The sequence below is a fragment of the Mycobacterium sp. 141 genome (assembly GCF_000382405.1).
In the GTDB taxonomy this organism is placed as follows: Bacteria; Actinomycetota; Actinomycetes; order Mycobacteriales; family Mycobacteriaceae; genus Mycobacterium.
The window spans coordinates 18,787-32,108 of record NZ_KB908280.1; the positions used below are offsets into that span (position 1 = coordinate 18,787).

Below are 13,322 nucleotides of genomic sequence, written 5' to 3' on the forward strand. Positions count from 1 at the left end.
GACACGGGCGAACGATCAGCCTGGGCCCCGCCACGACCCGAACTACCCGATCCCGTCGCCATGAACAGCGCACCCTAGGTTCATCCGAACGTCTGAATTCCGCCCGAACGGCCTGCGAAACGGCCACTCGTCGGGTTAGCTGAAGATGCACGCGACTGAATTGCGTCATGATCTTGAAAGGGGACGCCGGTGAGCGACGACCGCCCCGCAGACGTGGGTTCCACTGTGCTTCCACGCATCATGCGCGACCGAGCGGACACGCCCAAGCCGAACCCGCACGACGACTATCAGCGTCAGGCGGCCGCCTTCTTCGCAGGAACACCGACCGCCGCGACGCCGAGCCCGACCGGGCGCGGCTCCTCCGGCAGCGCCGACGGACCGCCCGTCGATCAGGTCGCCATGGTGGTGCGGGCGCGCCCGTCGCTACGCGCGCCGTCGCAACGATTCGCGGCGGGAACCACGTACGCCGGCAGGGGCGGACAGGCGTCCACACCGGCCTCCCCCACAACGAGCGCCCAGCCTCCCGTGCCCACCTCGTCGGCGCCGCCGCCTGCGCCGTCCACCGCCCCATCGCACATTCCGGTCGTCCCGGCGGCCGTCACCCACCCTGTCCAACATCAACTCGCTGCCGGAGCGCCGTCGACGGCGAACAACGTCGTGGCTCAATGGCTTGCGGACCCCGCGCACGTCAAGTTGGCAATCGGCGCGGTCGCCGTGGTCATCGGCGCGATCACGCTGCTGGCCGGGGACCCGGGTGTCAAGCTCGCCGGCCTGGTGATCCTGGTGATCGCGTGGCTGACTTGCTTCCGTCAGGGTTACCACGAGAACGCCACATTGCGGGTGCAGACGCGGCTACCCGCCGACGAACTGATCCACCTCGCCCCGGACCTCGCGAGGACATTGCGCGGCCCGATGTCGAGTATCGAGTTCAACGGAACCGCCGGGTATCGCCTCGACTTCACCGTCAAGGGCGTGACCTGGAGTCCGCTCGACTTCCACGTCGCCGTCACCCCGGACCCGTCCGGATGGACCTTCCTGGCCACCGAGATCGACAGCTTCACGTGGCACCGCTACCGCGTCTACTTCCTCCCGGTGCCCTTCTCCAAGTCGATTCAGGGCTGGGGGCTGTACAAGTCGTTCGGCGACCGACTCCTCACCGCCGTCAGGGAACGCGACCCGAGTGCCATCGGGGAGTTCCACAAGCGTCCGCCCACCTGATCTGCCGCAGATTTACCACGGCACGTGTCGCCTCGATCGGCCGACACGCGAAATGCCGCTCGGCGGAGCGCCGTATGCCACCATTGAGCCCTACTGCACGCTGAATTGGGGGTTGCCAGCCGATGTCCACCTCGCTCGACACCGTCTTGTCTCTGTCCGGATGGATCACCGACCACGAACTCGCCAACTCGGTAGAGATCGTCGCCCGGCGCGGCCGCGGAGGCAGTAGCCACTTCTTCTTCTTCGGCAGTGGCGGGTCTGCACTCCTCGCAGTGCCCATCGCGATCCTCGCCGTTCTCGGGGGCTATCTCATGCGCAATCCCGACAAGGCCCGACACCTCAAGAACCGGCTCTCGAGTGCGTTCGGAGCGGCCTCAAGCCGCCTCGATAGCCGGAACCCCGGCGCGCACAACGGTTCTCCGCCGCCGGTCCGCCCGCCACAGGCAGCCGGACCGCCCGGGTGGCCGCCCGCGATCGAATCACCGCCCCCCGCAGCGGGACTCAACGCTCGGATCCAGCATCAGCCCGCCATACCCGACACGCCGTCGGCGCCCACTCGGGCGGCACCGGTCACACCGACTCCCCCGCCGGCGATGCGCTTCAACGCGCCACCGGGTTGGATCGTGCCGGGCGGGAACTGGTTTCCCGATCCGCAGTGGCGCCCCGACCCCAGCTGGCCACCGGCACCGGCCGGTTGGCAGTTCTGGGTTCGCGCACAGCACAACGCATTCGAACCGCCTACACAGAGGTTCTCCGCGGGTACCACCTACAGTTAGCCAGTTCCCCAGCTGCTCTTGAGCACCATCGCGGTGGCTTCATCGCGTGCCAGGGCCGTCCGGGAAGGCAGTTTCGCCGCGACCGCGTGCGCACGCTTGCCCGCCGCGCGGGAGCGGTCCCGGACCCCGGTACGCACCGCGCCGCCGGCAGCCTGAATCCGCGCACCCGTCACAGCGATCCGCCGCACCGCCTTGGCCAGCAGCCCCGGGTCGGCGGGACAACCACGTTCGCCGGCACCACCGTTGTGTCGACCCGAATCCGATTGGTGCGCAACAGCTTCGCCTCAGCAGCCTTGGCCAACAAAGCGGCTCTTCCGGAAATGGAGTGCAGGTGAGGGTGGCGGATAGCGGCGATTGCATGTCGTGTCGGTGAGCTGAAACGGGCCCCGGCTGTCAGAGGATGCAGGTTCTCACACCATTGCAGACCTGCCACCCCGGGGAGCCCTGTGCCTGACTCCGTCGTTGCCTGCCGCTGTTGTCGCCAACACGATTGTGCGGACCGTCGAGTTGGGGGTGACGATCACCGACGCCGCCATCGACGACGAGGTCACGGTGGTGTCCTGCGATCTGCTCGACGACGGCCAGCGCAGTTGTCCGGGCTGCGGCACCGAGGGCCGCTACCGCGACACGGTGATCCGAACCGTGACCGACGTCCCGGTGGTCGGGCATCCGTTGCGGCTGCACGTTCGGGTCCCGCGCTACCGATGCGTCGCGACCGATTGCCAGCGAGAAGTGTTCGCCCACAACACCGAACGCCTCGCCCGCCGCGGCGCCTCGACTACCCGCCGGTGTAGCCGCCACATCTGCCGTCGACTGATGATCGACCGGGCGACCGTCGCCGCGGTCGCCCGTGAGCTGGGCTTGGCCTGGGACACCGTCAACACCATCGCCATGGACGCCACCGCGACCATCGTGGCCACCGACACGAGATCTGCTACCTCACCAACACCGAGGTCGCCGCGCTGCTGAGAGCCCCGGACCAGACAACTCGGGCCGGACGGCGTGACCATGCAATGCTGCAACTCGCCGTCACTGCCGGGCTGCGCGTCAGCGAGCTCACCGCGCTGCAGCTGCGCGACGTCCATCTCGGTGTGGGTGCGCACATGCTCTGCCACGGCAAAGGCCGCAAGAACCGCATCACACCGCTGGACGGCCTGACCGTGCAAGTTCTCAAAGCGTTCACCAACGAACAACCAAGCCACACTGAGGGATTCGTGTTCTCCACCCGGACAGGAACCCAGATGAGCCCCGACGCCGTCGCTGCCCGACTCACCCAACACACCGCGACGGCCGCGATGTCCTGCCCGAGCCTGACCACCAAAACGGTCACCCCCACGTACTTCGACACACCGCCGCAATGCGATTGCTGACAGCCGGAATCGACATCACCGTCATCGCGCTCTGGCTCGGCCACGAAAGTATCGAAACCACACAGGTTTACCTGCATGCCGACATGACCATGAAGGAAAATGCCGTGGCCCGAACCACACCAACCGGAACTCGACCAGGACCTACAAGCCACCCGACGACGACCTGATGACCTTCCTCAAGAACCTCTGATTATGCCGATGTCACCGGCATCGTCACCGCCGTGAGCAGCCTCAACCCACCCGACACGCAGCGCTGGAATCCTGGTGTGCCTGGCGTCGGCATAATCCGGACCTCGGCATAAAAGGGGTCCATGAACCGCGACCGCGTCGGGCACTTCCTCGGTGGCGGCGGTCTTGAATCCGGTAAACCCATCCATGGCAACAACTTCCACGGCGTCACGCCAGGATTGCGGGCGGTCGGCGAGCCAGGTCTTGAACGCTCGTTTGGAGCGTCCTTCGACCATGTCGAGTAGCCGGGCCGGGCCGGTCTTGTTGTGGACGGGGGTCAGATCGATGGTGACGGTGACGTATTTGTCGTCGCGGCGGGTGTGCCGCCACACGTGTTCATCGACCCCGATCACGCTCACCCCATCGAAGCGCTGGGATCGTCGATCAGGACGCGCCGACCTTCGGCGAGCACCGCGTTGTTGGCGGTGTTCCACGACACCGCGAGCGATTCGGCGATCCGGGCCACGCTCAGGTGTTGGCACACAATAGCTTCCAACGCCCACCGTAAGCCGCGCCGCGAGAGCCTCGCCCGCGGTTCGGCCACCCGGGTGGTGTCTTGGCGCCACACATGGGCACAGCCGGCGCACCGGTAGCGCCGGATCGTGACCAGCAGCGTGGTGGACCGCCACCCGAACGGCTCATGGGCCAGCGCGCGGGTCACGCTGTCGCGCGGGACTCCTTGCTCGCCGCAGCGCCGGCACCACCGATCCTCCTCGGTGATCCGGCATAACAACACCGCCCGGTCGGGGTCCAGGCGTTGGCCGGTCACTTCCAGTCCGAGTTCGTCAAGTCGACAGAACGTGGTCACATCAGCGCAGGCGAAGCCCGCGCGACCGGTAGCGTCGTGCACGTCGAGGTCTTCCTGATGGGCAGCGTGAGAACTCCCATCATCGGAAGGCCTCGACACCTACCCCGGCAGCGATGCGCCGACCATCTCTACACCCCCATCTGTGAAGAGCCCGTATCCGTCGAAGCACGAACTGGTGCTGTCGGGTCCGGCACGCCCCTCAAGACCAGCAGCCAGTCCCGGTTGATGACGTCGGTCGGCCGCACTTTCCAACCCGACGGGATGGCACGGCGTCGAAAGTTGCTGTTGTCAGCAGTGTTCGCCCTGGTGAATAGATCATCGTCGGCGACGCGCTCCTGGGACATCGTCCGAACGGACGATGTCCCAGGGGACTCGCAAGATGTTATCTTCGACGGCGAATCGCTGAAAACGTCACTCGCGCAAGACCGTCGCGATCGATGTGTCCAGACCGCGTTACGCGGTCCAGACAAGAACGGAGACGATAGATCACTCAGAACAGTTCATACGGCAATAAGGCGCCGAATCCTCAGCAGACGCCACCAGCCGGCCAGCGGCCGGGAGCCGCGCAGAAGTCCAGGGTTGTTGCTGGCATCCTCGGAATTTTGTTGGGAAGCTCCGGTATTCACAATTTCTACCTCGGCAGGGCGGGACGCGGCATCATCCAGATCGTCGTCACTGTCGTAACACTCGGCATCGGCGGCATCTGGGGCTTCGTCGAAGGCATCCTGATCCTGATATCCAAGCCCGGAACGACATGGCACCGCGACGCCGCAGGTGTCGAACTCGCCGATTAGATTCTCAAGCCCGCTGACCTGCATGGGTAGTTCGATCGTTCCATATTCTCGAGAAGGGGTGTCAAATGACGAGTCGGAAACCTGCGGCCACGACTGCGGTCGCTTGGTCGGCTGTACTTCTGGTGGCGTGCAGTGCGGGTGAAGCTGGCGATCATAAAAGGGTGGATCGCGCCGGGTCCGATGTGCAGTTATCGCAGTCGGGGCCGCTATCTTTATTCGACCAGATACCGCCCGCCCGCACTGTACCCAGCAATGCCGGTGCCTGCCAGCTTACGAGCTGGGAAGAAGTGGGTGCGATGGTTGGGGATACTGTCACCGGCAGCTTTTGGGCTGGTAGTAATAGGGGTCCGGGTACGTGTAGCTTCTATTTCGGCGAAGGGGGAGCGAGCAAGACGCATCTGGTTAGCTTGGGTCATCGGGTTGCGGGGTCTGACTACACCGACGCTGAATACAAACATTCGGCACTCGAAATTTATAACATTACGAATGCTCGCGAAATAGATAACCTCGGAACCGTCGCCTTCTGCGCGGAAGTACCGGCCGGTGATCTATCTAACCCAGCAAATATCCACCCAGTTCCGGTGACTTGGATTCGTATCTACACTGATCGCGGAAATAAGGGGAAGTATGGATTCAGTTCGTTCGAATTCGACGCGTATTCGTCTAGCTGTGACCAACTAATTCCGTTTGCTCGGGTAGTTTTTAGTCGTATTCCGTCGTCGGGGGACTTCTGGGAGTAACCATCAATGATGGCCAATATTCAGATTGCCGGATGGCGGTCGGTTGTGATTTTTGTGTGCTCAGCGGTTGCCTAGTAGGACTTTGTTGGCTCTTCCGGATTTAGAGTGCGTCGATCCGGTGGGCGAGGTTGCCGCAGTGCAGCAGTGAGCGCAGTCGGTAGTGGTGAGGTTTCGGAATCCGAGGGCGTTGCGGCGTAGTGCTTCGACCTGAGTTGGGTCACTTTGGTCCGCTTCTGGGAAGTTCAGTGCGTTGACCTGCGGTGATGTTTCGGCTTAGTGCACCCGCAAGGCACTAATTTGTGGCGGTAGTCTCTGCTGGATGGTCTGGATTCGGCGGGTGCGTACGGCCTCGGGCGCGACAGCGGTCCAGATCGCCGAATCCGTGGATGGCCGGCGCCGGATCGTGCGGCATGTGGGTTCTGCGCGTGATGACGCCGAGCTGGGTCTGCTTCTCGAGGAAGCCCAGCGGCTGTTGGCCGATGACTCCCAAGGCGAGTTGGATCTGGGGATCGCCCCGAAAGCCGTTCGGGCCCATAGGGTTCCACCGCCTACGGGTGTGCTGTTCGGCGACCTCGCTGCGGCACCCGCGCCGCGGGAGCTGGTCACGCGGCCGCAAGTACTCAAGAGCTGCAGCGGTCTGCTCTACGACGCCCTGGCCAGGGTGTACGCCAGCCTCGGCTTCGATGACGCGGTCGATGATGAGGTGTTCCGTGACCTGGTGATCGCGCGGGTGGTGGAGCCGGCCAGCCTGCTCGATGTCGATCGGGTCTTAGCCGAGCTGGGCCGCACCGCGGCGTCGTTGTCGACACGCAAGCGCACCCTGCGCCGCGCCCACGCCGGTGGCTACCGCGACCAGATCGCCGCCGCATGTTTCGCCCACGCCCGCACCGCCGGTGATGTCAGCTTGGTGCTCTACGACGTGTCCGTGCGCCGCGAGGCGCTTGTTGTTCGAATGGAGGTGTGAGACCTGCATCGAAAGCTTCTGCCGTAGCGGGAGTTTGGAAGCTGGGGGCAGCCTGACCGGGGAGACGCCCGGGTGGGTGGGAGCAGCCCTGACAAAGCCGTGTCGCGTCAGCACCGCTGGATGGCGTGAGCGCGGCGAGCAATGCCGAAGAGGTATACGCGAGGAACCGGTGTCATCACCTGTCTTGACGTACTACCGCCTCCAACCCTGCGGATATGGGGCGGGTGTGGACGGCTGCCTGCCGGAGTGACGGGCAGGCGGACCGCCCGGGGAATGAGTCACCTTCTTCGAGTGGGGCCGGGGGTGAAGGACTACGGAGTAGTTGCCGGCGGGTGCCGCAGGCAGATAGCCGGGTGCCTCCTTCGGTGAGCGAACAGCAAGTGAACACGGGAAGGCCTCCGGCTCTGCCCGCATGAAATACGCAGCCAGCGTAGGCATGTCGGGCTGGGTTCGTCGTCGACTGATCAGGTCGGAGGCTGGCGGAGCCGCCGTAGTACTGCGAGTCCGGGAGAGCCGGACACATCGGGAAGGGCGGCAGCGACAATGGATAGGAGGTCCTGCGATGGCGCAAGATGCGTCGGTGAACTCCGGCGCCGGGCCTGGGGCAGACACTGCACCGGACCGGGTAGCGCGGACGCAGATCAAGTATCACCGGTGGGCCAAGACCGACCGCACTGTGCGGTTCGGGGACTTGTTCAATTTGGTGTCACACCCGGACTACCTATGGATGGCATGGACGGTGGTGGCAGGCAACAAGGGGGCTCGCACCGCTGGGATTGACGGTGTGACGGTGCACCAGATCGAACAGCGGGGCGAGGTCCGGGCGTTCTTGTCCGGGATCGCCGCAACGATCAACGACGGCACGTATCGGCCTGCGCCGGTGCGGCGGGTATACATTCCCAAGCCGGGTGGGAAATCTCGCCCGTTGGGGATCCCGACCGTGACCGACCGGGTGGTGCAGCAGTCGTTGAAGATGGTCCTGGAACCGATTTTCGAGGCCGACTTCTTGCCGGTCTCCTACGGTTTCCGGCCCAAGCGGCGAGCCCACGACGCGGTCGCCGAGATCCATTACTACGCCACACGCGGGTACCGGTGGGTGTTGGACGCCGACATCGAGGGATGTTTCGACCACATCGACCACCGGGCGCTGCTCGCGCGGGTACGGGCACGGATCGCGGACAGGAAGACCGTGGCATTGGTACGTGCATTCCTCAAGGCCGGGGTGCTCGACGAACTCGGCCGCAGGGACGATACCGATGCCGGAACGCCTCAGGGCGGGATCATCTCACCGCTGCTGGCCAATATCGCATTGTCCGCTCTGGACGAGGCGATCATGGCTCCGTGGCAACCGGGCGGCGAGCAGGCCACGCAAGGGGCCCGTCGCACACGGGTCCGCCACGGACTGGGCAACTGGCGGATCGTGCGCTACGCCGACGATTTCGTCATCATGACCAACGGCAGCAGAGACGACGTACTCGCTTTGCAAGAACATGTCACCGAGGTGCTCGGCGGGTTGGGCCTCAGACTGTCTGAGACCAAGACCCGTATCACGCATCTGGAGCACGGGATCGACTTCCTCGGCTTCCACCTCCAGTGGAAACAACGCCGAGGAGGCGGCAAGTGGTACTGCATGACCTTCATCGCCGATAAGGCGTTCCGTTCGATCAAGCAGACCATCCGCCAGTTAATCCCGCGCCGGTCTCCCCGGCCTTTGACAGCAGTGATCATCGAGGTCAACGCGGCGTTGCGTGGCTGGACGTACTACTTCCGCCACGCGCTGGCAGGGAGGCGGTTTTCCTTCCTGCGGTATTTCACCTGGCGAAGGTTCGTTGCCTGGCAGCGTGAGCAGCGTCGCTGGAACTGGTCGAAGGTCAAACGATGGCTGCGCCGTCCCGACGGCAGTTGGAAAACCATCGCGACCCCAGAGGCGGTCCTGTTCGATCCCACGAAAGTGCGGATTGAGCGTTACTGGTACCGCGGGACGAAAATCCCCAGTCCCTACGATCCGACCATCGCCGCCTGACCGGCATCATCGTCGTGGAGAGCCCGTTGCGCTGAAAGGCGCACGGCGGGTTCGGCGGGAGGTCCGGGGAAACGGAGCAGCAGCAATGCCGCCACCGCGCCCCGGGCCCACCCAACACCCTGTACTTCGAGGCCGATAACGAAGACGAACTGCGCAAAGTCGGGTACTCCAAGGAACGCCGCGTGGACCCGCAGATCGTGGTCGGGCTGCTGGTCGACCGGTGCGGATTCCCGCTGGAAATCGGCTGCTTTGAAGGCAACAAAGCCGAGACCCTGACCATCGTGCCGATCGTCAAAGCATTCCAGGCCCGCCACGGGATCACCGACATGGTCGTCGTCGCCGATGCCGGCATGCTCTCCGCCACCAACCTGCGCGACCTCGATGACGCCGGGCTGCGGTTCATCGTCGGATCCCGGGTCACCAAAGCCCCGGCCGATCTGGCGTCGCATTTCCATTGGCACGGAGACGTTTTCACCGACGGTCAGATCATCGACACCATCACCGGCCGCGATCAACGCGGCACCGCCACCAAATCCAGTGACCCGAAACGCAAAGCCGAACCCGTCTGGAACCCGGAGACTCACACCAAGTCGTGGCGGGCGGTGTGGGCGTACTCGACGAAAAGGGCGGTACGCGACAACAAGACACTCAACCTGCAGGAAAACAAGGCCCGCGCCGTCGCCGCAGGCGAGAAGGCCGCACGGGTACCGCGGTTCATCAAGAACCGCAACGGTACCCAAGAACTCGATGAGCCATCTTTGCAACGGGCGCGGCGACTGGTCGGGCTCAAGGGCTACGTCACCAACATCGACGCCACTCCCATGCCCGCGACCGACGTCATCGCCAGCTACCACGACCTCTGGCACGTCGAGGCATCCTTCCGGATGTCCAAATCCGACCTCGCCGCCCGGCCCATGTTCGCCCGCACCCGTGACGCCATCGAAGCGCATCTGACCATCGTGTTCACCGCCCTGGCCCTCAGCCGCGAAGTCCAGACCCGCACCGAACTGTCACTACGACGATTCCTACGCACCGTCAAACCCCTACGCTCAGCCACCATCGACGTCAACGGCGTCATCGCCACCTATCCGCCGGCACTAAACGCAGAGGTCCAGGCCATTCTCAATGCCCTGGACACCAAAAATTCAAGGCACTAAGCCAAATGACCCAACTCGGGTGAACTCGCTGTCGGAGGCCATCGTGGCGATCGCCTCATCAAGGCGATCCCGGCGGTGCACACAGGTCACCATTGCATCCAACGCCGTCTCGTAGACCATGTTCAGGGCGGGGTCATCGAACCGTTGCCCGCGCAGCCACATCTCGTGCTTACCCGTCCACGCCTGCCCGCCGTAGTAGACGATCCCTTGCCGCAGAAGCAGTTTCGATATCGTGCGCGCACATTCAAACCAACACTGATCCGAAAATTATGGTGAGTTGACCTCGTTGCGCACCCGGTGGTTTCAGGCCGCGGGAGTGATCGTGACCGTGTAGCCGAGGGCTTCGAGTTGTCGAATGTGACTGCGCTTCTTGGCAGAAGAATCGACGTGTCGTTTGTAGTGATCGGCGCCCAGATCCTGGTAGCGAGCGTCGGGATCTTTGAGCAGGTGCCAGATGATCACCAGGATGGAGCGACCGACGGCGACCACTGCCCGAGGTTGGCCGCGACGTCTGGCGATGCGCCGGTACCGCGCCGCCAAGAATGTGTTCGTTTTGGCGGTGCCCACGGCTGCCTCGCCCAGGACGCGCGCCAGATACGGGCTGCCGTGCCCCGACGAGGCGCTGCGTTTGGTCTTGCCCGCCGAGGCGCTGACACCCGGGGCGAACTTCGCCCATGAGCACAGATGCCCGGCTGTCGGGAACCGCGACATATCGACTCCGATCTCGGCGATGATCGCGGCCGCAGCGACCGGGCCGATCCCGGGGATCTCATCCAGGCGAGCCGCCGCATCAGCGAACGGGGCCAGTTGCGTCTCGATCTGGACATCGACTGCAGCGATGTCGCCGTCGAGTGCCTCGATCCGCGACAACATCCGCGAGAGCAAGAATGCGTGATGCTCGGCGAAATGCCCGTCGAAGGCCTGCTCGAGCCGATCGATCTTGCCGCGCATCGTGCCCGCGCCAGTTGGGCCAGTACCTTCGGATCGCGCTCACCGGCCACCAACGCCGCCAGCATCGCCCGCCCGGACACCCCGAAGATGTCGGAGGCCACCACCGACAGTTTGATGCAGGCATCCTCCAGAAGCTTCTCCACCCCGTTCTTCTCGGCGGTGCGCGCGGCCACTAGGTCGGTGCGGGAGCGGGTCAGATCCCGCAACCGCCGGATCGGCCACGGCGGCACGAAACTGGGCCGCAGCAGCTGGCGCTCAGCGACCTTGCACAACCACACCGCGTCCAGCACATCGGTCTTCGGTCGACCGCGCAGATGCTTGACATCGCGGGCGTTGACCAGCCATGGGTCGAGCCCGTGGGCCTCCAACAGGTAGAACACCGGCTTCCAGTACGACGACGTCGCCTCCATCACCACCCGCTCGACTCCCATCTCGACGAGGTGATTGGCCAGCTCAGTGAGCGAGCTCGTCATGGTCGAATGCGTCGCCACCTCCGGCAACCGCCGTTTACCCCCGGTCGGGGCCGGCACCCGCACACAGCACACCAACTCCGCCTTACCAATGTCCAGGGCCGCCACCCTGGCAATGATCTGCTCCTCATCATGCGATTCGGCCAACATGACCCGTCATCTCCTCACTGCCACTCACACCTGTTCATTTCCGGGTGTGGTCGCCTGCGGATGTCACATGGGGACAACGATTCTGATCCTCGTGCTCGACCTAGCGGCAACAGTGAAGGGCCCAACAGCGACATCCGACGCCCGGCTCGATACACGGCCTCGCAGGACCACAGTGTTAGACGGCGTCGACAGGCGACCACCACACAATTTTCATCGCCTAAGGGCGACCGTGGGGTCAGGAAGGCTCGTGCGCTGAACCTTCACTGGGGCCTCCCACATCTGTGGCTCTACCGGCCAGGACCAACTTCCTGACGGCAACCCACGTTCACATGTGAGCGAGGCCCCAGCCCCCCATATCGTCTAGATAACACGAAACACCCCCTCTGTCGTTGCCGACAAGGCCCGTGCGGCCACTCCGTTGGATACGGAATGACATCGGGATGTGCACGATGACCTGGTCAATACCAATGTTTGCTCGCGCCGTTGGATCCCGCAAATTTGCGCAGTCGCAAATATCCGACGTGACACCTTCAACAGCCTTGGTGGAGGCTCTACCGAGTGTAGCTATACGAATCGTGCCGCGCATGTAACCATTGAGGTCACAACATGTCAGTTGAATACATGTATACGCGGCATCACTGGCCCAGCATCTCGCGGGCAGCCTGGTGCATTTCCTCAATTCTCTCGGGGCAGTATGCATAGACCGCAGCAGCTTCAACTGCTGAGTAGTGCGCGATGTTCAATTTGTTGTCCTCGCCTATCTTCATGCCGGCGACGACGTCGTATCCGTTCTCGTAGGTCGCGCACAGCTGATGGCCGATTGCTTGATACTGGGTTCTCAAAACCCGGTCGTAATAGTGATCGTTGTCTGAATCCGTCAGTGCGTAATTCATAATGGCGTCGAACTGCGGATCACCGCCACCTTTGTTGTCATTGCCGTACGGCGGGACGGCGACAACCGTCGTTGACCCTGCGACCACAGCGGTAGTCGACGGTGGCGACGGCGGCTTCCAACCTCCCCGATCCGTGGCGTGATCGCCGCCCTTTGCGCACCCGGCAACGATCAACGTCGCAGATACAGCGATCAGCGCAAGGTGTGATCTTATGGATGGCGTTCTGGCCATGGAAGCAACTCCTTCTTTATCGACGCATTCGCTGTAATCGACTGTCCAGCAGCTGATCACCGTGCGGGTGCGCGTGCAGCCCGTATGCGATGCCCACGCAGATCACTCTGCGAGAACTGTCGGCACTTTACAGCAACCGCTAACATGCAGGGGCTTCAAATTCCGTGCAAGGCCGGACATTCATCCGAACGACGGACACGAACCCGCCTGAGTTTGGATACCCCGGCTCGTTTTCAGGGTTGACAGTCGTTTGACCTGCGGTGTTTCTGTTTTAGGTGGGTGTTTTGGGGTACTAACCGGGTAGGTTCGTGCGGTGGCGTACGTGCGGAAAGTGCGCACCGCCTCAGGCGCAGTGGCGGTGCAGGTGGCCCGCAAGGACGCGGGCCGGGTGGTGATCCTGGCTCATCTGGGTTCGGCGCATACCGATGCTGAGCTGGGCATTCTGCTCGACCAAGCCAGAGCGATGGTCGTTGGCGGGCAGGCGGCGCTGGATTTCGAAGTGGCCGTCCGGGCCCAATCGATGGCTGATGTGGCCGATTTCCGTGCGCA

General features: G+C 63.7%; 10 protein-coding genes and 6 pseudogenes. 10 read left to right on the plus strand and 6 right to left on the minus strand.

The genetic code is table 11. The features are described 5' to 3' along the window. The first annotated feature begins 189 nt into the window (after nt 1-189). Both H276_RS0121845 and H276_RS25080 read left to right on the plus strand, forming a co-directional pair. On the plus strand, nt 190-1,218 hold the full coding sequence (locus H276_RS0121845) for a hypothetical protein (RefSeq protein ID WP_026357292.1): 1,029 nt from the start codon (nt 190-192) through the stop codon (nt 1,216-1,218). Nucleotides 1,219-1,340: 122 nt separating this feature from the next. Further along, nucleotides 1,341-1,994 (plus strand): hypothetical protein, encoded by a 654-nt coding sequence (locus H276_RS25080; protein ID WP_019973412.1) that lies wholly within the window; start codon nt 1,341-1,343, stop codon nt 1,992-1,994. An 11-nt stretch (nt 1,995-2,005) separates the two neighbouring features. On the opposite strand, the pseudogene H276_RS23455 reads toward H276_RS25080, so the two are convergent. Further along, nucleotides 2,006-2,301 (minus strand): annotated as a pseudogene (locus tag H276_RS23455) (ISNCY family transposase); the annotation flags it as partial. Between the two features lie 155 nt (nt 2,302-2,456). On the opposite strand from H276_RS23455, the gene H276_RS0121860 reads away from it, so the two are divergent. From H276_RS0121860 to H276_RS25540, 3 genes are read left to right on the plus strand one after another with little or no spacing between them, the layout of a single operon-like run. Next, nucleotides 2,457-2,963 carry a transposase family protein gene (locus tag H276_RS0121860; protein WP_231376733.1) on the plus strand — a complete coding sequence of 169 codons (507 nt, stop codon included), beginning with the start codon at nt 2,457-2,459 and terminating at the stop codon, nt 2,961-2,963. Beyond that, the gene (locus tag H276_RS23730) at nt 2,960-3,364 is read left to right on the plus strand and encodes a tyrosine-type recombinase/integrase (RefSeq protein ID WP_255327489.1); all 405 of its coding nucleotides are present in this window, start codon (nt 2,960-2,962) and stop codon (nt 3,362-3,364) included. Before H276_RS0121860 ends, H276_RS23730 begins: the two co-directional genes overlap by 4 nt. Then, nucleotides 3,352-3,531 (plus strand): tyrosine-type recombinase/integrase, encoded by a 180-nt coding sequence (locus tag H276_RS25540; RefSeq protein ID WP_196807975.1) that lies wholly within the window; start codon nt 3,352-3,354, stop codon nt 3,529-3,531. Before H276_RS23730 ends, H276_RS25540 begins: the two co-directional genes overlap by 13 nt. A gap of 138 nt (nt 3,532-3,669) precedes the next feature. Here H276_RS25540 and H276_RS23465 read toward each other — a convergent pair. Then, nucleotides 3,670-4,442 (minus strand): annotated as a pseudogene (locus H276_RS23465) (ISL3 family transposase); the annotation flags it as partial. 563 nt (nt 4,443-5,005) lie between these two features. Between H276_RS23465 and H276_RS25465 the strand changes: the two are divergent. The 4 genes and pseudogenes from H276_RS25465 to H276_RS23480 all read left to right on the plus strand — a co-directional run. Next, complete coding sequence (locus H276_RS25465) at nt 5,006-5,194, plus strand: TM2 domain-containing protein (RefSeq protein ID WP_019973418.1); 189 nt, start codon at nt 5,006-5,008, stop codon at nt 5,192-5,194. Between the two features lie 1,059 nt (nt 5,195-6,253). Further along, entirely contained in the window at nt 6,254-6,898 is a 645-nt protein-coding gene (locus tag H276_RS0121885; protein ID WP_051111506.1) for a hypothetical protein, read from the plus strand. A 562-nt stretch (nt 6,899-7,460) separates the two neighbouring features. Then, complete coding sequence (gene ltrA, locus H276_RS0121890; protein WP_019973420.1) at nt 7,461-8,921, plus strand: group II intron reverse transcriptase/maturase; 1,461 nt, start codon at nt 7,461-7,463, stop codon at nt 8,919-8,921. 116 nt (nt 8,922-9,037) lie between these two features. Then, nucleotides 9,038-10,078 (plus strand): annotated as a pseudogene (locus tag H276_RS23480) (IS1634 family transposase); the annotation flags it as partial. A gap of 12 nt (nt 10,079-10,090) precedes the next feature. Here the strand turns inward: H276_RS23480 and H276_RS25735 are convergent. The 4 genes and pseudogenes from H276_RS25735 to H276_RS0121910 all read right to left on the minus strand — a co-directional run. Then, nucleotides 10,091-10,309 (minus strand): annotated as a pseudogene (locus tag H276_RS25735) (IS110 family transposase); the annotation flags it as partial. A 72-nt stretch (nt 10,310-10,381) separates the two neighbouring features. Then, nucleotides 10,382-11,029 carry a transposase gene (locus H276_RS25470; RefSeq protein WP_019973423.1) on the minus strand — a complete coding sequence of 216 codons (648 nt, stop codon included), beginning with the start codon at nt 11,027-11,029 and terminating at the stop codon, nt 10,382-10,384. 179 nt (nt 11,030-11,208) lie between these two features. Beyond that, a pseudogene (locus H276_RS25475) lies at nt 11,209-11,649 on the minus strand (transposase); the annotation flags it as partial. Between the two features lie 635 nt (nt 11,650-12,284). Next, entirely contained in the window at nt 12,285-12,773 is a 489-nt protein-coding gene (locus H276_RS0121910; RefSeq protein WP_155943220.1) for a hypothetical protein, read from the minus strand. A 313-nt stretch (nt 12,774-13,086) separates the two neighbouring features. Between H276_RS0121910 and H276_RS0121915 the strand changes: the two are divergent. Continuing rightward, nucleotides 13,087-13,322 (plus strand): annotated as a pseudogene (locus H276_RS0121915) (IS1634 family transposase); the annotation flags it as partial.